Origin of the sequence: Pseudomonas lini (assembly GCF_001042905.1) — a bacterium.
GTDB classification, from domain to species: domain Bacteria; phylum Pseudomonadota; class Gammaproteobacteria; order Pseudomonadales; family Pseudomonadaceae; genus Aquipseudomonas; species Aquipseudomonas lini.
Map to the genome: position 1 here is coordinate 645,645 of NZ_JYLB01000002.1, position 19,585 is coordinate 665,229.

Here is a 19,585-nt window from a genome sequence, read left to right on the forward strand (position 1 = left end):
TCATGGCAGAAGCAATCGCCGATAATGTTCCGGCCAAGGCCACTCCAATAGACGGCAAACCGCCGCTGTTCGGGTTGTCCTTCCTGGAAAACCTCTCCGAGATGACCATGTTGCGTCAGGTGGGCCTGTTGGTCGGCCTGGCTGCGAGTGTGGCGATTGGTTTTGCCGTGGTGTTGTGGTCCCAGCAGCCGGACTACCGGCCTCTGTACGGCAGCCTTGCCGGTCTGGACGCCAAGCAAGTCATGGAAACCCTGGCCGCGGCCGACATTCCCTACACCGTTGAACCGAACTCCGGTGCCTTGCTGGTCAAGGCCGACGACTTGTCCCGTGCGCGACTCAAGCTCGCGGGCGCTGGTGTCACTCCCAGCGACGGCAACATCGGTTTCGAGATCCTCGACAAGGAACAGGGGCTGGGCACTAGCCAGTTCATGGAAGCGACCCGTTATCGTCGCGGCCTCGAAGGCGAACTGGCCCGGACCATTTCCAGCCTGAACAACGTCAAGGGTGCCCGCGTGCATCTGGCGATTCCGAAAAGCTCGGTGTTCGTGCGTGACGAGCGCAAGCCAAGTGCTTCTGTTCTGGTTGAACTCTATTCCGGTCGCTCGCTGGAGCCGGGTCAGGTCGTCGCTATCATCAATCTGGTGGCGACCAGCGTTCCTGAACTGAGCAAGTCGCAGATCACCGTTGTCGACCAGAAGGGCAATCTGCTGTCGGATCAGGCGGAAAACTCCGAACTGACCATGGCCGGCAAGCAGTTCGATTACAGCCGTCGCATGGAAAGCATGCTGACTCAGCGTGTGCATAATATCCTGCAGCCGGTGCTGGGCAACGATCGCTATAAAGCCGAAGTCTCGGCCGATGTGGACTTCAGCGCCGTCGAGTCGACCTCCGAGCAGTTCAACCCGGATCAGCCGGCGTTGCGCAGCGAGCAGTCGGTCAACGAACAACGCACCGCCAGCAATGGCCCGCAAGGTGTGCCGGGTGCCCTGAGCAACCAGCCGCCATCGCCAGCCTCGGCGCCGCAAACCACCGGTGGCGCCACCGCGTCGGCCGGCATGGTGCAGCCAGGCCAGCCATTGCTCGATGCCAACGGTCAGCAAATCATGGACCCGGCCACCGGCCAGCCAATGCTGGCGCCGTACCCGGCGGACAAGCGTCAACAATCCACCAAGAACTTCGAGCTCGACCGCTCCATCAGCCACACCAAACAACAGCAGGGTCGTTTGAATCGCCTGTCGGTGTCGGTGGTGGTGGATGATCAGGTCAAGGTCAGCGCGGCCAACGGCGAAACCACCCGTGCGCCGTGGAGCGCCGATGAATTGGCGCGCTTCACTCGCCTGGTGCAGGACGCCGTCGGTTTCGACGCCAGCCGTGGCGACAGCGTCAGTGTGATCAACATGCCGTTCTCCGCCGAGCGCGGTGAAGTGATTGCCGAGATTCCGTTCTATTCCCAGCCGTGGTTCTGGGACATCGTCAAGCAAGTGCTGGGTGTGTTGTTCATCCTGGTGCTGGTGTTCGGTGTGCTGCGTCCGGTGCTCAACAACATCACCGGTGGCGGCAAAGACAAGCAACTCGCAGGCCTGGGCAGCGACATGGAGCTCGGTGGCATGGGCGGCCTGGACGGCGAACTGGCCAACGACCGCGTCAGCCTCGGTGGCCCGACCAGCATCCTGCTGCCGAGCCCGAGCGAAGGCTATGACGCACAGTTGAACGCAATCAAGAGTCTGGTGGCAGAAGATCCGGGTCGCGTGGCCCAGGTCGTGAAAGAGTGGATTAACGCAGATGAGTGATAACCGAGCCGTTGCCGCCAAACTGACCAAGGTCGACAAAGCCGCGATTCTGCTGCTGTCCCTCGGTTCCACCGATGCTGCGCAAGTGCTGCGCCACATGGGGCCCAAAGAGGTCCAGCGTGTGGGTGTGGCGATGGCCCAGATGGGCAACGTGCACCGCGAGCAGGTCGAACAGGTCATGAGCGAATTCGTCGACATCGTCGGCGACCAGACCAGCCTGGGCGTCGGTTCCGATGACTACGTGCGCAAAATGCTTACCCAGGCACTGGGCGAAGACAAGGCCAACGGCCTGATCGACCGGATCCTGCTGGGCGGCAACACCAGTGGCCTCGACAGCCTGAAGTGGATGGAACCGCGCGCCGTCGCCGACGTGATCCGTTACGAGCACCCGCAAATCCAGGCAATCGTGGTCGCGTACCTCGACCCGGATCAGGCGGGTGAAGTACTGGGCAACTTCGACCACAAGGTTCGACTGGACATCATTCTGCGGGTGTCCTCGCTGAATACCGTACAACCAGCGGCCCTGAAAGAACTCAACCAGATTCTCGAGAAGCAGTTCTCCGGCAACTCGAATGCCTCGCGCACCACCCTGGGTGGCATCAAGCGTGCGGCCGACATCATGAACTTCCTCGACAGCTCGATCGAAGGTCAGCTGATGGATTCGATCCGCGAAGTCGACGAAGACCTGTCCGGTCAGATCGAAGACCTCATGTTCGTGTTCAACAACCTGTCCGATGTCGACGACCGCGGCATTCAGGCGCTGTTACGCGAAGTGTCCTCGGACGTCCTGGTGCTGGCCCTCAAGGGTTCGGACGAAGGCGTCAAGGAGAAGATCTTCAAGAACATGTCCAAACGGGCGGCCGAACTGTTGCGCGACGACCTCGAAGCCAAAGGCCCGGTGCGCGTCAGCGACGTGGAAACCGCGCAGAAAGAAATCCTCACCATTGCCCGCCGTATGGCCGAAGCCGGAGAAATCGTTCTCGGCGGGAAGGGCGGCGAAGAGATGATCTAAGGTCACTATGTCGTCTAAACATGATGAGTCCAACACCGACCTGATCCGGGCCAAGGATGTCAGTGGTTTCGACATCTGGTCGCTGCCCAGCTTCGACCCGTTTGTGCCGGAACCCGAGCCGGAGCCGGAGCCCGAACCGCCGGAAATGGAAGAAGTGCCGCTGGAAGAAGTCCAGCCACTGACCCTCGAAGAGCTCGAAAGCATTCGTCAGGAGGCCTACAACGAAGGCTTCGCCGTTGGCGAAAAAGAAGGTTTCCACAGCACCACGCTCAAGGTCCGTCAGGAAGCCGAAGTGGCCCTGACGGCCAAGATCGCTGGCCTGGAACAGCTGATGGCCAGCCTGTTCGAGCCGATTGCCGAGCAGGACACGCAGATCGAAAAGTCGCTGGTCGACCTCGTGCAGCACATCACCAAACAAGTGATTCAGCGCGAACTGGCCATCGACTCGACGCAAATCGAACACGTCATGCGCGAAGCGCTCAAGCTCTTGCCGCTGGGCGTGGGCAATGTGCGGCTGTACATCAACCCGCAGGATTTCGAACAGGTCAAAGCCCTGCGCGAGCGCCATGAAGAAACCTGGCGCATCGTCGAGGACGAGTCGTTGTTGCCGGGCGGTTGCCGGGTCGAGACTGAACACAGTCGCATCGACGCCACCATCGAAACCCGTATTACCCAAGTCATGGCCAAGCTGTTCGATCAATTGCACGATCAGGCGCTGCACCCGGCCGCGCCGGACCTGAGCCTGGAACTGCCGGTCGACGAAAAGCCTGCGGTTACCCCGGTCGAGTCGGCACTGGATGATCCCGATGCGCCTTGATCGCACCAGCTTCGCCAAGCGCTTGGGTAGCTACGCCGAGGCCACGGAGCTGGCTGGAGCGCCAATCCTCGAAGGTCGCCTGCTGCGCATGGTCGGCCTGACCCTCGAAGCCGAAGGCTTGCGCGCCGCCATGGGCAGCCGCTGCATGGTCATCAACGATGACAGCTATCACCCGGTGCAAGTCGAAGCCGAGGTCATGGGATTCTCTGGCAGCAAAGTTTTTCTGATGCCGGTTGGCAGCGTCGCCGGCATCGCTCCCGGTGCCCGTGTGGTTCCGTTGGCCGATACCGGTCGTCTGCCCATGGGCATGAGCATGCTTGGGCGGGTGCTCGATGGCGCCGGTCGTCCGCTCGACGGCAAAGGTGGCATGAAGGCCGAAGATTGGGTGCCGATGGACGGCCCGACCATCAACCCGCTCAAGCGTGACCCGATCAGCCAGCCGCTGGACGTCGGTATTCGCAGCATCAACGGTTTGTTGACGGTTGGTCGCGGCCAGCGGCTCGGGCTGTTCGCCGGTACCGGCGTGGGCAAGAGTGTGCTGCTGGGCATGATGACCCGTTTTACCGAAGCCGACATTATCGTCGTCGGGCTGATCGGTGAGCGGGGTCGTGAAGTTAAAGAATTCATCGAGCACATCCTCGGTGAAGAAGGGCTCAAGCGTTCGGTGGTGGTGGCGTCGCCGGCGGACGATGCGCCGCTGATGCGTCTGCGCGCGGCCATGTACTGCACACGGATCGCCGAGTACTTCCGCGACAAGGGCAAGAATGTCCTGTTGCTCATGGATTCCCTGACCCGTTTCGCCCAGGCCCAGCGGGAGATCGCCCTGGCTATCGGCGAACCGCCAGCGACCAAGGGCTATCCGCCGTCGGTGTTCGCCAAGTTGCCGAAACTGGTGGAGCGCGCCGGTAATGCCGAAAAGGGCGGCGGTTCGATCACTGCGTTTTATACCGTATTGTCCGAAGGCGACGATCAGCAGGACCCGATCGCCGACGCGGCGCGAGGCGTGCTCGACGGGCACATCGTGTTGTCCCGGCGTCTAGCCGAGGAAGGGCATTACCCGGCCATCGATATCGAAGCGTCCATCAGTCGGGTCATGCCGTCGGTGGTCGGCATCAAGCACATGAATCACGCGCAGACGTTCAAGCAATACTGGTCGCGCTATCAGCAGAGCCGCGACCTGATTAGCGTTGGCGCCTATGTGCCCGGCGGTGACCGGGAAACTGACGCCGCGATCCATCTGCAACCGGCCATGACCATGTACCTGCGCCAGGGCTTGAACGACAACATCAGCATGGGCGCCAGCGAAAACCATCTTGCTTCGGTCTTCGCCCCGGCGCCGGGCGGCTAACCGGCCATGGCCCAGAGCCGCGCAGCACGCCTGGCACCCGTGGTGGAAATGGCCGAAAAGGCCGAAAAAACCGCGGTTATGCGCCTCGGACACTTCCAGGGCCAGGTTCGTCTGGCGGAAAGCAAGCTCGCCGACCTCGAAAACTTCCGCCTCGAATACCAGGAACAGTGGATCGTGCGCGGCAGTAGCGGCGTGTCGGGCCAATGGTTGCTGGGTTATCAGGGCTTTCTCGCGCAACTGGGCACGGCCATCGACCAGCAGCGTCAGAGCCTGAACTGGCACCAAAACAATCTGAACAAGTCCCGGGAAGCCTGGCAGCAGGCGTTTGCCCGGGTCGAAGGTTTGCGCAAACTGGTTCAGCGCTACATGGATGAGGCACGGCAACTGGAGGACAAGCGTGAGCAGAAGCTGCTGGATGAACTGTCCCAGCGATTGCCTCGGCACGATCCGTATTGAGTGTCGGTTTTAAAAGATCGCAGCCTGCGGCAGCTCCTACATGGGCCGATGTGAATCCGATCCTGTAGGAGCTGCCGAAGGCTGCGATCTTTTGACCTTGCTCCAGCCTCCATCAGGTGCTAAACCTTCTACACGTACGTTCGCCAATGACAAGGAAGCCGTGAAATGTCAGTCGTTACAGAAGTATCTCAGGATGGGAAAAAGCTGACGATTTCGATCGAGGGGCGATTCGATTTCGGTCGGCATCAGGAGTTTCGCGAGTCCTACGAGCGACTCAACAGTAAACCCGAGTCCATTGTGGTGGACCTGAAGAAAGCCACTTATCTCGATAGCTCGGCGCTGGGCATGCTGCTTCTACTGCGTGATCACGCCGGTGGCGACAGTTCCGATATTCGCGTCGTTAACAGCAGCACCGACGTGAAGAAAATCCTCGCCATTTCCAACTTCGACAAGTTGTTCGACATCAGTTGATCATGCAGCAGCTTGAACCGCTGACGATACTGATCGCTGAAGACAGCGCGGCCGATCGCCTGCTGCTGTCGACCATCGTCCGGCGTCAGGGCCATGAAGTGCTGACGGCCGCCAACGGTGCCGAGGCGGTCGAAGCATTCCGCTCGCAGCGACCGCATCTGGTACTGATGGACGCCATGATGCCGGTGATGGACGGTTTCGAGGCTGCGCAGCAGATCAAGGCGCTAGCCGGCGAAACGCTGGTGCCGATCATCTTTTTGACGTCGCTGACCGAAAGCGAAGCCTTGGCTCGTTGTCTGGAAGCCGGGGGCGACGATTTTCTGGCAAAGCCTTACAACCAAGTGATCCTCGCCGCCAAGATCAAGGCCATGGACCGCTTGCGACGTTTGCAAGCCACGGTGCTGGAGCAGCGCGACCTGATCGCCAGGCACCACGATTACCTGCTCAACGAACAACGGGTGGCCAAAGCGGTGTTCGACAAGGTCGCCCACTCCGGTTGCCTGAATGCACCGAACATCCGTTACCTGCAATCACCCTATGCGCTGTTCAACGGCGATCTGTTACTGGCCGCGTTCACTCCGGCCGGCGACATGCACGTGTTGCTCGGCGATTTCACCGGTCATGGTTTGCCGGCCGCTGTGGGTGCCATGCCTCTGGCTGAAGTCTTCTACGGCATGACCGCCAAGGGCTACGGCTTGTCCGAAACCCTGCGCGAGATGAACGCCAAGCTCAAACGTATTCTGCCGGTGGACATGTTCTGCTGTGCGACCCTGCTGTGCCTGAGCTTTCAGCGAGGATCGGTGGAGGTCTGGAACGGTGGGATGCCGGACGGTTACTTGCACAGCACCGCCAGCGGCGAACGCATCGCGCTGACGGCACGGCACTTGCCGCTGGGGGTGCTGAGCCCGCAAACCTTCGATGACCGCACCGAGGTGTTCCCGATGGCCGTCGGGGATCGGGTCTTTCTGTTGTCCGACGGGGTGATCGATACCTGCGATGAAAATGAACAATTGTTTGGCGTAGAGCGATTGGAGCAGGTGTTTGCAGCCAATCGTCAGCCTGATGCGCTGTTCGAAGAAATCGAACAGGCCCTGCGGGACTTTCGCGGCGAGGCTCGCGATGACGTGAGCATGGTCGAGGTCCGTCTACTGGAGGCTGCGCAACTGAGTCCGCCGGTGCCGGTGTACTCCGACAGCGGTCAGTCAAGCCCGCTGGACTGGTCGGTGAGTTTTGAGTTTCGCGCCGGCACCCTCAAGCGCTTCAATCCGCTGCCGTACTTGTTGCAGTTGCTGCTTGAGGTGCATGGCCTGCGCGCTCAGAGTGGCGCACTCTACAGTGTGCTGGCAGAGCTTTATTCCAATGCCCTGGAACATGGCGTGCTGGGCCTGGATTCGAGTCTGAAACGCGATGCTTCAGGTTTTGCGCGCTATTATCAGCAGCGCAATACGCGCCTGGACGAATTGCGCGACGGTTATGTGCGGGTACATTTGCAGGTGTCGCCAAGAGGCGAGGGCGGTTGCCTGACGGTCCGGGTCGAAGACAGTGGCAAGGGTTTCGATGTGGCGCGGGTGATGGCGCGTCCTGTCGATGATGTCCGTCTGTCGGGACGTGGAGTCAGTTTGATCCGCCAGTTGAGCGATCATGCGAGCTGGTCCGATAATGGTCGAAGTGCTCGCGTGGAGTTTTTCTGGGAGGCTCTGGCATAATCCCAGGCGTTCTTGATCAAGGAGTGAACAAGTGGCTGACACACATCTGGACCGTGACGTGCTGAGCGCGTTGCAGGAAGTTATGGAAGACGGGTATCCAGAATTGCTCGATACCTTTCTCGCCGATTCCGAAGAGCGCTTGAGTCTGCTGCGCCAAGTTGACGATGCCGAGAAGTTGGGCGCCGCCGCGCACAGCTTCAAAGGCAGCAGCAGCAATATGGGCGCTACCCGGCTGGCAGAGTTGTGCCATGAGCTGGAGCAGCGAGCCAAGCAGAAAAGCCTCGAAGGCATTGAGGCGCTGGTCGGAGAAATTGACGGTGAGTTCGCCATTGTCCGGCCACTCTACGAAGCGGAACGTCAGCGTTCCCTTGCTGAATAAGGCAACCGTCCAGCGCTTTTGGCGGCCAGCGAGCAAAGCTGGCTCGACCCTTGCATTTAACTCACTCAACTGTACCTACGATCCCAGTGCAGCGGAGACCGTTTTATGCCCGTTACCCCCAATATTCTTCTTCAGGCCGCCGCTACGGCCAAGACTCAAGCCGCATCCGCCAATACGCCGGCGCTAACGGCTGAGCCCGGGGACAAGGCGTCCAGCTTCGCTGAGGTCTACGCCAATCAAGCCCAGAACAAGCCTGTTGTGATCGCTGATAAATCGGCCAGTCCGGCGACTGATAATGCGCCGCAAGGCACCGGCAAACCGGACGTCAGCAGCGATAAAGCTGCCGCCCCGGAACCTGCGGTTGCCGATAGCGGCAATTCCTTGCCTGCCGATAAACCGGCGCCGACAGACGATGCGACGGCCAGCGATGACAAGCCGGAGACGACCGATACACCGGTAGCCGATGCTCCACCGGTTGAGCCGAGCCTTGATCCGGCCCTCGATCCTGCCTTGATGCAGGCCGTTCAACCATTGGTGGCCGTGCCGGTAGCGCAGGCACCTGCGCCGGTTGTGACGAGCGTTGCACCACAGGTTGAAGCGCCGGTTGCCGCTGCCATCGTTGCCGCACCCGCACAAGCCGGCACCGCCACCGTCGACAGCGATTTCGATCCTGAAGCCGATCCACTCGATGCGCTGCCAGCGGTGCGTCTGGCCATGGAGCAAGGTGGTCACGTTTCCGCTTCTAGCCAGGCCCAGCCAAAAGCGTCCCCGGCCCAGGCTCAGGCCGACGGCGAACCGACCTCGGCGCAAAGCTTTGCCGTGGGCATGGCGAGTATGCTCGATGTGCAAGCCGATCAGGACAGCACCAGCCAGGGCGGCGAGAAGGCCTTCAGTGGCCTGATTGATGACGGTCTCAAGGATCTCAAATCCGCCAGCAGTGATACCCGTGTCGATGATTTCGCCAACCGTCTGGCGGCACTGACCCAGGCGGCAACGCCGAAGACTGCCAATGCATTGCCGGTGAACCAGCCGATCGCCATGCATCAGAGCGGTTGGACTGAAGAGGTGGTCAACCGGGTCATGTACCTGTCCAGCGCCAACCTCAAAGCGGCCGATATTCAGTTGCAGCCGGCCGAGTTGGGGCGCCTCGATATTCGGGTGAACATGGTGCCGGATCAGCAGACCCAGGTGACCTTCATGAGCGCCCACCCAAGCGTTCGCGAAGCGCTCGACGGGCAAATGCATCGCCTGCGTGACATGTTCGCGCAGCAAGGCATGGGCCAGGTCGACGTCAACGTTTCCGATCAGTCCCGTGGCTGGCAGGGTCAGGAACAGGCTCAACAGGGGCAGGGTGGACGTAGCAACGCCAGTGGCGGTCGCCTCGACTCTGTCGATGAAGAACTTCCTGCGACTGTCGCTGAAGTAGCCGCCAGTACCAGCGTGATTGGCTCCAGCGCCGTCGATTATTACGCCTGATAAATTAGGGCGCCCCTCAAAAGATCGCAGCCTTCGGCAGCTCCTACAGGGTGTACACCATCCAACTGTAGGAGCTGCCGAAGGCTGCGATCTTTTGATTTTAGGTGCCTGCCCGCCGCCATCCATTTTGCCCTCAGACACTTCTGGCATAACACTTGCTCTTGCCTTGCCGTGCGACTGTGAAAACCCGAATAGTGACGGATTATTGGCATGGCTAAGAGCGACGCATCACCAGTGAAAGACCCCGCAACCAAAGGCAAAATAAAGCTGATCATTGCGATCGTCGTGGCCATGCTGCTGGCGATCGGCTTGTCCGTGGGGGCGACCTGGTACTTCATGCACGGCGCCCAGAGCAAGCCTGCCGCAGCGGCTGAAACCGCTGTGGTCGGCAAGCAGCCGGCGATCTTCGAGCCCATGGCGCCGGCCTTTGTGGCCAACTACACCCAGAACGGCCGTCAGCGCTACATGCAGGTGAGCATCACCCTGCAGGGGCGCAATCAGGCCGATCTGGAAGCGCTCAAAGTCCACATGCCGGTGATCCGCAATAACCTGGTGATGCTGTTTTCCGGTCAGGATTTCGCCACGCTGGCGAGCCCGGTCGGCCAGGAAATGTTGCGTCAGAAGGCCACGGCCAGCGTCCAGGAAGTGGCGCAGAAAGAGCTTGGCAAAGTGGTGATCGAACAGTTGCTTTTCACTAATTTCGTACTGCAGTAGGAACACGACATGGCCGTGCAGGACCTGCTGTCCCAGGATGAGATCGATGCGCTGTTGCATGGCGTCGACGATGGTCTGGTACAGACCGATAACGCTGCCGAACCCGGCACCGTCAAAAGCTACGACCTTACCAGCCAGGATCGCATCGTCCGCGGACGCATGCCGACCCTCGAAATGATCAACGAGCGTTTCGCCCGCTACACCCGCATCAGCATGTTCAACATGCTGCGCCGCTCGGCGGACGTTGCCGTCGGTGGCGTGCAGGTGATGAAGTTCGGCGAATACGTGCACTCGCTGTACGTGCCGACCAGTCTCAACCTGGTCAAGATCAAACCGCTGCGTGGCACTGCGCTGTTCATCCTCGACGCCAAACTGGTGTTCAAACTGGTGGACAACTTCTTCGGCGGCGATGGCCGTCACGCGAAGATCGAAGGGCGTGAATTCACCCCCACTGAGCTGCGTGTGGTGCGCATGGTGCTGGAACAGGCCTTCGTCGATTTGAAGGAAGCCTGGCAGGCGATCATGGAAGTGAACTTCGAGTACATCAACTCGGAAGTGAACCCGGCCATGGCCAACATCGTCGGCCCGAGCGAAGCGGTTGTGGTGTCGACGTTCCACATCGAACTCGATGGTGGTGGCGGTGACCTGCACGTGACCATGCCGTACTCGATGATCGAGCCGGTACGCGAAATGCTCGACGCCGGCTTCCAGTCGGACCTCGACGATCAGGACGAGCGCTGGATCAACGCCTTGCGCCAGGATGTGCTGGACGTCGATGTACCGATCGGTGCCACCGTAGCCCGCCGCCAGTTGAAGCTGCGCGACATCCTGCACATGCAGCCCGGGGATGTGATCCCGGTCGAGATGCCGGAAGAAATGATCATGCGCGCCAACGGCGTGCCGGCCTTCAAGGTCAAGATGGGCTCGCACAAAGGCAACCTCGCGTTGCAGGTTATCGAGCCGATCGAGCGCCGCTGACCGGCGCTCCAACCCCCTTTTAATTGACTGCTCTTGATTGAGCAGGTGCCCGCCGAGGACAAATGATGAACGACGATATGAACGCCCAGGACGACCAGGCACTGGCTGATGAATGGGCTGCGGCCCTGGAAGAAACCGGTGACGCCGGGCAGGACGATATCGATGCCTTGTTGGCCGCCGATGCCACCGGTTCGTCGTCCAACCGTCTGCCAATGGAAGAGTTCGGCAGCGTGCCGAAGAGCAACGATCCGGTGACGCTGGACGGTCCGAACCTGGACGTGATCCTCGATATTCCGGTATCCATTTCCATGGAAGTCGGCAGCACCGATATCAACATCCGCAACCTGCTGCAACTCAACCAGGGGTCGGTGATCGAACTCGATCGTCTGGCCGGCGAGCCGCTGGACGTGCTGGTCAATGGCACGCTCATCGCCCACGGTGAAGTGGTGGTGGTCAACGAAAAGTTCGGCATCCGCCTGACCGACGTGATCAGCCCAAGCGAACGCATCAAGAAGCTGCGCTGAGTGAAAAAGGTTCTGGGGTTTGTGCTGGCGTTGCCGTTCAGTGTTCTGGCTGCCGAGCCGGTAGCGACCGCTACTGCGGCCGCCACGCCGGCTGTCAGCAGCGGTGTGGCCGGGCAATTGACGCAATTGGTATTCGGCTTGGTGCTGGTGCTGGGGTTGATCTTCTTCCTCGCCTGGCTACTGCGCAGGGTCCAGCAGGCCGGGCCGGCGGGCAAGGGGCAAGTGATCGAGCTGATCGGTTCTCGCGCGCTTGGCCCTCGTGACCGTTTGATGCTGGTGCAGGTCGGCAATGAACAAATCCTGCTCGGCCTGAGCCCCGGCACCATCACTGCGCTGCATGTGCTCAAGGAGCCGGTGCCAGTGCCCGCCACTACCGAGAAAGCGACCCCGGAGTTTGCTCAGCATCTGTTGAAGATGCTCGGCAAGGATCAGAAGGATAAGAAGTAATGGGTGCGCTACGCATCGTCTTGACGCTGGCCCTGATGCTGGCTGCGCCGCTGGCGTTCGCTGCCGATCCGTTATCGATCCCGGCAATCACTCTGGGCACTAACGCCGAAGGCGCTCAGGAATACTCGGTCAGCCTGCAAATCCTGCTGATCATGACCGCGCTGAGTTTCATCCCGGCGTTCGTCATGCTGATGACCAGTTTCACCCGGATCATCATCGTGTTCTCGATCCTGCGTCAGGCCCTTGGCTTGCAGCAGACACCGTCGAACCAGATCCTCACCGGCATGGCGCTGTTCCTGACTATGTTCATCATGGCGCCGGTGTTCGATCGCGTAAATCAGGATGCCTTGCAGCCATATCTGGCGGAGAAACTCAGCGCTCAGGATGCCGTGACCAAGGCGCAGGTGCCGATCAAGGATTTCATGCTGGCCCAGACTCGCAGCAGCGATCTGGAGCTGTTCATGCGCTTGTCCAAGCGCACTGACATTGCTTCGCCTGATCAGGCGCCGCTGACGATTCTGGTGCCGGCGTTCGTGACCTCTGAGCTGAAAACCGCGTTCCAGATCGGCTTCATGATCTTCATTCCGTTCCTGATCATCGACCTGGTCGTGGCCAGTGTGCTGATGGCCATGGGTATGATGATGCTCTCACCACTGATTATTTCCCTGCCGTTCAAGATCATGCTGTTCGTGCTGGTGGATGGCTGGGCGTTGATCATTGGCACGTTGGCCAGCAGCTTCGGCGGCGTTTCACCATGACGCCGGAAGTTGCCGTAGACATCTTTCGCGAAGCGTTGTGGCTGACCACCATGATGGTCGCCGTGCTGGTAATCCCGAGCTTGCTGGTGGGCTTGTTGGTGGCGATGTTCCAGGCAGCCACCCAGATCAACGAACAGACCCTGAGCTTCCTGCCGCGCCTGCTGGTGATGCTGGTGACGCTGATCGTTGGCGGCCCGTGGATGGTGCAGACCTTTATGGAATACATCCTGCAGTTGTACGGCAGTATTCCTCAGGTCATCGGCTAAACCATGTCGCTGCTGCAGCTGACCGATACCCAGATCAGTACCTGGGTGGCGACGTTCATGTTGCCGCTGTTTCGCATCGGTTCGTTGCTGATGGTCATGCCGATTTTCGGTACGAGCCTGGTGCCCCAGCGCGTACGCCTGTACTTCGCCCTGGCGATCACCTTCGTGATCGCTCCCGGCCTGCCGCCGATGCCGCCGGTCAACGCGTTGGACCTGAGCGCACTGCTGCTGATTGCCGAGCAAATCATCATTGGCGCGATATTGGGCTTTTCCTTGCAGCTGTTCTTCCAGGCTTTCGTGGTCGCCGGGCAAATTGTCGCGATCCAGATGGGCATGGGCTTCGCCTCGATGATGGACCCTACGAACGGTGTGTCGGTGGCGGTGATCGGGCAATTTTTCACCATGCTGGTGACCCTGCTGTTCCTGTCGATGAACGGCCATCTGGTGGTGTTCGAAGTCCTCACCGAGAGCTTCACCACGCTGCCGGTCGGTGGCGGGTTGATGGTCCATCATTTTTGGGAACTCGCCGGCAAGCTCGGCTGGGTACTTGGCGCGGCGCTGTTACTGGTGTTGCCGGCGATCACGGCGTTGCTGGTGGTCAACATTGCGTTTGGCGTGATGACCCGGGCGGCACCGCAGTTGAACATCTTCTCGATCGGCTTCCCGCTGACCCTGGTGCTCGGGCTGTTCATTGTCTGGGTCGGCCTGGCGGACATTCTCAATCAGTATCAACCGCTGGCCTCCGAGGCTTTGCAGTTGTTACGCGAACTGGCACGGGCGCGCTGAGTCATGGCTGAGAGCGAAAGCGGTCAGGACAAAACAGAAGACCCCACGGAGAAACGTAAAAAGGACTCCCGTGACAAGGGCGAGATTGCGCGCTCCAAGGAGCTCAATACCTTGGCGGTCATGCTCGCCGGTGCCGGCGCGCTGCTGATTTTTGGCGGCGCATTGGCGCAGGACATGATGGAGCTGATGCGGATGAACTTCACGCTGTCGCGGGAAGTGATTCTGGACCAGCGCAGCATGGGTACCTTCTTGCTGCACTCGGGACAGATTGCCTTGTTGGCGATTCAGCCGGTGATGATCACTATGCTGTTGGCGGCGTTGATCGGCCCGATCTCCCTCGGTGGCTGGCTGTTCGCGGCCGGCTCCATGGCGCCCAAGTTCAGTCGCATGAACCCCGGCGCGGGCCTGAAACGGATGTTCTCGGCCAAGGCGCTGGTGGAGTTGCTCAAGGCCCTGGCGAAGTTTTTCATTGTCTTGTTCGTGGCGTTGGCGGTCCTGTCGTCGGACATCGATGATCTGATGCGCATCGCTCACGAGCCGTTGGACATGGCGATCATTCACAGCTTGCAGGTGGTCGGCTGGAGTACCTTGTGGATGGCTTGCGGGCTGATCATCATCGCAGTGGTCGACGTGCCGGTGCAGCTCTGGGAAAGCCACAAGAAGCTGCAGATGACCAAGCAGGAAGTGCGCGACGAGCACAAGGATCAGGAAGGGCGGCCAGAGGTCAAACAGCGCATTCGTCAGTTGCAGCGCGAGATGTCCCAGCGGCGGATGATGGCCGCGATCCCCGAGGCCGACGTGGTTATCACCAACCCGACCCACTACGCCGTGGCCCTCAAGTACGATCCAGATAAAGGCAATGCGCCGGTGCTGTTGGCCAAGGGGAGCGACTTCCTCGCCTTGAAGATCCGCGAAATCGCCGTGGCCAACAATGTGATGCTGCTCGAATCGCCGGCGCTGGCGCGCTCAATCTACTACTCCACGGAGCTGGAGCAGGAAATTCCCGGCGGGCTCTATCTGGCAGTCGCCCAGGTACTGGCCTACGTCTACCAGATCCGCCAGTACCGCGCCGGCAAGGGCAAGCGTCCGGATCCGCTCCAGGACGATCTGCCGATTCCACCGGATTTGCGGCGCGATTCCTGAGTGAGGGGGATTCTGCGCCGTCGGCCGGCGGCTTGCCGATGAGTGGTCGCTATTTGCTTGTTTACCTATCAGTTATGACAGTAGGCGGCGATGAAAATGGTGTGTCTGATAAGCCTGACTATTTCGCCCTGTTCAGGGTGATCACGGCAGGGGCGGCATCATGGAAAATCAGTACACGCGGCTGGAGGGAATGGGGCTCAAGTTCGTATCGGGCAACGTTGAGCATCGACTGGAAGAAGGCGCCATCGGTTACACGATCAAGTTCAAATTGCTACTGGACTTTGAGGCTTTCAAGGTTGCGGCCAATGCAGCCATTCCTGGCTATCTCGACTCCTTCATCAATGCTATTCGTCCTGAACTGGGCGGGCTTGCCTACCATCTTTGGTACAACTATTTCAGTGATGCTGCCGGGAAAATCCACTCTTTTGAGCGGCTATGCGAAGTTTTCAGCTGGGCGGGCAATTACTTCGATCAATGGACGGAGGGCAGCCTTGCGCGGCGTTATGCGAAGCCCACGTTCGAGGTGGTAGGCAATGATATTTTTATTACCTGCGGGCAGTATTTTCGCTGGTCAGATCGTAAGCGGGAAATTGTGATCGGCGATCTGCCTGTAGTCAGTTTTTTTTGGGGGCTTGGCTTGATGCAAGGGCATACGCGGCTGGAGAGGGCGCCCGGTCATGTCCTGACGTTGGGGTATGTGTATGAGGATCTGGTGGAGGTCGACGGCGCACCGATGAATCGCGGGATGCTTTACATGCGCGGTCATCAGCTCGCCTTCGGAAAAATCAGCGCCAACGACATCAGGATTGCAACCTGAGTCCGTCGGCGGCGATCCTGTTTCAGAGCGTTTCTCAAACTCTTTCGGCGGCCTGCAAAAAGTTGGAAGGCTTCTTGCAGTAGCCGCCCTGCGCCTGTTTCAGGCGTCAAAAGTTTGCTTTAAAGGAACGGGGAAAACCGGTGGATCGCTCTCAGTTAATCAACACTGCACGCACAAACGTTGCCGACCTCAGTCGGGGCAATCTGGGTGTGCCGCTGTTGCTGCTGGTCATGCTGGCCATGATGATGTTACCGGTGCCGCCGTTCCTGCTGGACGTGTTTTTCACGTTCAACATTGCCTTGTCCATCGTGGTGTTGCTGGTCTGCGTGTACGCTCTGCGGCCGTTGGATTTTGCCGTGTTCCCGACCATTCTGCTGGTGGCAACGTTGCTGCGACTGGCGCTGAACGTGGCCTCGACACGGGTGGTGATGCTCCACGGTCAGGACGGCCATGCCGCTGCCGGTAAGGTGATCCAGGCCTTCGGTGAAGTGGTGATCGGCGGTAACTACGTGGTTGGTATCGTGGTTTTCGCGATTTTGATGATCATCAACTTCGTCGTAGTGACCAAGGGTGCGGGGCGGATTTCCGAGGTGAGCGCGCGTTTCACCCTCGATGCAATGCCCGGCAAACAGATGGCGATCGATGCCGACTTGAACGCCGGCCTGATCGATCAGAACCAGGCGAAATTGCGCCGGATGGAAGTGGCCCAGGAAGCCGAGTTCTACGGCTCGATGGACGGTGCCAGCAAGTTCGTTCGCGGTGACGCCATCGCCGGCCTGCTGATTCTGTTCATCAACCTGATCGGCGGCATGGCGGTCGGTATCTTCCAGCACGGCATGACCTTTGGCGATGCCGGTCGGGTTTACGCCTTGTTGACCATCGGTGACGGTTTGGTGGCGCAATTGCCATCACTGCTGTTGTCGACTGCCGCTGCGATTATGGTGACCCGTGCTTCCGGTTCGGAAGACATGGGCAAGCAGATCAATCGTCAGATGTTCGCTTCACCGAAAGCCCTGGCCGTGGCTGCTGGCTTGATGGCGGTGATGGGCCTGGTGCCGGGCATGCCGCACTTTTCTTTTCTGAGCATGGCAGCCCTGGCGGCTGGCGGCGCTTACCTGTTCTGGAAGAAGCAGAACGTGGTCAAGGTTCAGGCCCTGCAAGAGGTCAAGCGCCAGCAGGAACTGCTGCCATCGCCGGCCCGCGCCCAGGAAACCAAGGAGCTTGGCTGGGACGACGTGACCCCGATCGACATGATCGGCCTGGAAGTCGGCTACCGCCTGATCCCGCTGGTGGATCGCAACCAGGGTGGGCAGTTGCTGGCACGGATCAAGGGTGTGCGTAAAAAGCTCTCCCAGGACCTGGGCTTCTTGATGCCGACTGTGCATATCCGTGACAACCTCGACCTGGCGCCAAGCGCCTACCGCCTGACCCTGATGGGCGTGATCCTGGCCGAGGCCGAGATTTACCCGGACCGCGAACTGGCGATCAACCCGGGGCAGGTCTACGGCACGCTCAACGGCATTACCGCCAAAGATCCGGCTTTTGGTCTGGAGGCGGTCTGGATCGAAATCAGCCAGCGTGCCCAGGCGCAATCCCTCGGTTACACCGTGGTCGATGCCAGTACGGTAGTGGCAACCCACTTGAACCAGATTTTGTACAAACACTCCAGCGAGCTGATTGGCCACGAAGAAGTCCAGCAACTCATGCAATTGCTGGCCAAAAGCTCACCGAAACTGGCCGAAGAGCTGGTGCCGGGGGTGGTTTCTCTGTCGCAGTTGCTCAAGGTCTTGCAGGCATTGCTGGCTGAACAGGTGCCGGTACGGGACATTCGAAGCATCGCCGAAGCCATCGCGAACAACGCCGCCAAGAGTCAAGATACTGCCGCTTTGGTGGCCGCGGTGCGCGTCGGCGTATCCCGTGCAATCGTGCAAAGCATTGTAGGCACTGAGTCGGAGCTGCCTGTGATCACCTTGGAGCCAAGGTTGGAACAAATATTGCTCAATAGTCTTCAGAAGGCAGGACAAGGCTCGGAAGAGGGCGTTCTGCTGGAGCCAAGCATGGCAGAGAAACTGCAACGCTCGTTGATCGAAGCGGCGCAGCGTCAGGAAATGCAAGGTCAACCGGTGATTCTGCTGGTGGCCGGTCCGGTTCGCGCGATGCTCTCGCGATTCGGCCGACTGGCAGTCCCGGGTTTGCATGTGTTGGCTTACCAGGAAATCCCTGACAACAAGCAAGTGACCATCGTTGCGACAGTAGGGCCCAACGGCTGAGGTAGTGGTTTATGCAAGTTAAGCGTTTTTTCGCCGCCGATATGCGTCAGGCCATGAAACTGGTTCGTGATGAGCTGGGCGCAGATGCCGCCATCATTGGCAATCGCCGGATCGCCGGCGGTGTCGAGCTGACGGCTGCCCTGGATTACAAATTGTCGGCGCTGGCCCCGCGTGTTCCGAACATGGAACTCGAGGACGAGCTGCGCAAGACCCAGTCGCGGATCGTCACCGCCCAGGCCGAACTGAGCCTGCGTGGCGATGGCGAGAGCGACAAGAGCACCAATCGCCAGTTGTTCGCCGGCCTGCCGTTGACCGCCGCCGAGCCGCTGATTGAATCGACACTGGCCGAGCCTCGGCGCTCGGCACCTGCGCCTGCCGCAGCGACCGGCGTCGATCCGCGTGCGTTCGACTCGATGCGTTTCGAGCTCAACAGCCTGCGTGAACTGATGGAAGTGCAACTTGGCTCGCTGGCCTGGAATCAGCTGCAAGGCAGCCGTCCGGCCCAGGCCAACCTCTGGCGCCGCTTGCAACGCATCGGCCTGTCCGGCCCGTTGTCGCGCGATCTGCTGGCGCTGATTACTGACATTGAAGAACCCCGTCAGGCCTGGCGCATGTTGCTCGCGCACCTGGCGCGGATGATCGCCACCCCGGAAGTCGAGCCCTTGGAAGAGGGCGGTGTGATTGCCATGGTCGGCCCGGCCGGCATGGGCAAGACCACCACGCTGGCCAAGCTGGCGGCCCGTTACGTGCTCAAGTACGGCGCGCAGAACATCGCGCTGGTGAGCATGGACAGCTACCGCATCGGCGCTCAGGAACAGCTCAAGACCCTGGGCCGCATCCTCAACGTGTCGGTCACCCACGTCGACCCAGGTCAATCCCTGGTGCAGGCGCTGGAGCCCTTGCTGCGCAAACGCGTGGTGCTGATCGATACCGCCGGCCTGCAGGCCAGCGATCCGGCACTGCGCATGCAGCTCGAAAGCCTGGCCGGACGCGGCATCAAATCAAAAAATTATCTGGTCTTGGCAACCACCAGCCAGAAACAGGTTCTAACCGCCGCTTACCACAGTTACAAACGTTGCGGCCTTGCCGGCTGCATCCTGACTAAACTGGATGAAACGGCAAGCTTGGGTGAGGTGTTGAGCCTGGCCATCAGTCATGAATTGCCGGTGGCTTACCTGACCGATGGCCCGCGGATTCCGGATGATTTACATCTGCCGCGTCGTCATCAGTTGGTCAGCCGCGCCGTTAGCGTGCAAATGCAGGAAGAACCCAGCGAAGAAGCCATGGCTGATATGTTCGCTGATATTTACCACAGCCCGACCAAGCAGGTTGGCTGAGGTATTAATGAACATTTTTTGTACCTACATCGATGGTCGGCCATGCATTGTTCAGTCGCTGAACGCGCAGCCAGTAATGTGGCCTCCGTC

20 protein-coding genes are annotated in these 19,585 nt (G+C 60.0%); all 20 read left to right on the forward strand.

Going from position 1 to position 19,585, the window contains the following annotated elements; genetic code table 11:
* The first annotated feature begins 2 nt into the window (after positions 1–2).
* On the forward strand, positions 3–1,790 hold the full coding sequence (fliF, locus tag TU81_RS07380) for a flagellar basal-body MS-ring/collar protein FliF (RefSeq protein ID WP_038979581.1): 1,788 nt from the start codon (positions 3–5) through the stop codon (positions 1,788–1,790).
* A complete protein-coding gene (gene fliG / locus TU81_RS07385) occupies positions 1,783–2,802 on the forward strand; it encodes a flagellar motor switch protein FliG (RefSeq protein ID WP_007894195.1) in 1,020 nt (339 codons plus the stop codon). The genes fliF and fliG overlap by 8 nt, the downstream gene beginning before the upstream one ends.
* 7 nt (positions 2,803–2,809) lie before the next feature.
* Complete coding sequence (gene fliH, locus TU81_RS07390) at positions 2,810–3,619, forward strand: flagellar assembly protein FliH (RefSeq protein WP_048394294.1); 810 nt, start codon at positions 2,810–2,812, stop codon at positions 3,617–3,619.
* Positions 3,609–4,967, forward strand: coding sequence for a flagellar protein export ATPase FliI (gene fliI / locus TU81_RS07395; protein ID WP_038979585.1), 1,359 nt, complete (start codon positions 3,609–3,611; stop codon positions 4,965–4,967). Before fliH ends, fliI begins: the two co-directional genes overlap by 11 nt.
* 6 nt (positions 4,968–4,973) lie before the next feature.
* Positions 4,974–5,423, forward strand: coding sequence for a flagellar export protein FliJ (gene fliJ / locus TU81_RS07400; protein WP_038979587.1), 450 nt, complete (start codon positions 4,974–4,976; stop codon positions 5,421–5,423).
* A 165-nt stretch (positions 5,424–5,588) separates the two neighbouring features.
* Positions 5,589–5,894: an STAS domain-containing protein gene (locus TU81_RS07405; protein WP_038979589.1), complete on the forward strand. Its 306-nt coding sequence runs from the start codon at positions 5,589–5,591 to the stop codon at positions 5,892–5,894.
* Positions 5,895–5,896: 2 nt separating this feature from the next.
* Complete coding sequence (locus TU81_RS07410; RefSeq protein WP_048394297.1) at positions 5,897–7,600, forward strand: ATP-binding SpoIIE family protein phosphatase; 1,704 nt, start codon at positions 5,897–5,899, stop codon at positions 7,598–7,600.
* A gap of 31 nt (positions 7,601–7,631) precedes the next feature.
* A complete protein-coding gene (locus tag TU81_RS07415; protein ID WP_038979591.1) occupies positions 7,632–7,979 on the forward strand; it encodes an Hpt domain-containing protein in 348 nt (115 codons plus the stop codon).
* A gap of 105 nt (positions 7,980–8,084) precedes the next feature.
* Complete coding sequence (locus TU81_RS07420; protein WP_038979593.1) at positions 8,085–9,455, forward strand: flagellar hook-length control protein FliK; 1,371 nt, start codon at positions 8,085–8,087, stop codon at positions 9,453–9,455.
* 210 nt (positions 9,456–9,665) lie between these two features.
* Positions 9,666–10,169, forward strand: coding sequence for a flagellar basal body-associated protein FliL (gene fliL, locus TU81_RS07425; RefSeq protein WP_048394300.1), 504 nt, complete (start codon positions 9,666–9,668; stop codon positions 10,167–10,169).
* A 9-nt stretch (positions 10,170–10,178) separates the two neighbouring features.
* Positions 10,179–11,147 carry a flagellar motor switch protein FliM gene (gene fliM, locus TU81_RS07430; RefSeq protein ID WP_038979596.1) on the forward strand — a complete coding sequence of 323 codons (969 nt, stop codon included), beginning with the start codon at positions 10,179–10,181 and terminating at the stop codon, positions 11,145–11,147.
* 65 nt (positions 11,148–11,212) lie between these two features.
* Positions 11,213–11,671 carry a flagellar motor switch protein FliN gene (gene fliN, locus TU81_RS07435; RefSeq protein WP_038980234.1) on the forward strand — a complete coding sequence of 153 codons (459 nt, stop codon included), beginning with the start codon at positions 11,213–11,215 and terminating at the stop codon, positions 11,669–11,671.
* Positions 11,672–12,118: a flagellar biosynthetic protein FliO gene (fliO, locus tag TU81_RS07440; protein ID WP_038979598.1), complete on the forward strand. Its 447-nt coding sequence runs from the start codon at positions 11,672–11,674 to the stop codon at positions 12,116–12,118. It begins immediately after the preceding gene.
* Positions 12,118–12,876 (forward strand): flagellar type III secretion system pore protein FliP, encoded by a 759-nt coding sequence (gene fliP, locus TU81_RS07445; protein ID WP_038979600.1) that lies wholly within the window; start codon positions 12,118–12,120, stop codon positions 12,874–12,876. Before fliO ends, fliP begins: the two co-directional genes overlap by 1 nt.
* Positions 12,873–13,142: a flagellar biosynthesis protein FliQ gene (fliQ, locus tag TU81_RS07450; RefSeq protein ID WP_007894208.1), complete on the forward strand. Its 270-nt coding sequence runs from the start codon at positions 12,873–12,875 to the stop codon at positions 13,140–13,142. Before fliP ends, fliQ begins: the two co-directional genes overlap by 4 nt.
* Positions 13,143–13,145: 3 nt before the next feature.
* The gene (gene fliR / locus TU81_RS07455) at positions 13,146–13,928 is read left to right on the forward strand and encodes a flagellar biosynthetic protein FliR (RefSeq protein WP_038979602.1); all 783 of its coding nucleotides are present in this window, start codon (positions 13,146–13,148) and stop codon (positions 13,926–13,928) included.
* Positions 13,929–13,931: 3 nt separating this feature from the next.
* On the forward strand, positions 13,932–15,071 hold the full coding sequence (gene flhB / locus TU81_RS07460; protein ID WP_048394303.1) for a flagellar biosynthesis protein FlhB: 1,140 nt from the start codon (positions 13,932–13,934) through the stop codon (positions 15,069–15,071).
* Between the two features lie 160 nt (positions 15,072–15,231).
* Positions 15,232–15,888 (forward strand): hypothetical protein, encoded by a 657-nt coding sequence (locus TU81_RS07465; RefSeq protein WP_151152211.1) that lies wholly within the window; start codon positions 15,232–15,234, stop codon positions 15,886–15,888.
* A gap of 140 nt (positions 15,889–16,028) precedes the next feature.
* A complete protein-coding gene (flhA, locus tag TU81_RS07470) occupies positions 16,029–18,158 on the forward strand; it encodes a flagellar biosynthesis protein FlhA (protein WP_038979605.1) in 2,130 nt (709 codons plus the stop codon).
* A gap of 11 nt (positions 18,159–18,169) precedes the next feature.
* Positions 18,170–19,495: a flagellar biosynthesis protein FlhF gene (gene flhF / locus TU81_RS07475; protein WP_038979607.1), complete on the forward strand. Its 1,326-nt coding sequence runs from the start codon at positions 18,170–18,172 to the stop codon at positions 19,493–19,495.
* The last annotated feature ends 90 nt before the right edge of the window (positions 19,496–19,585 follow it).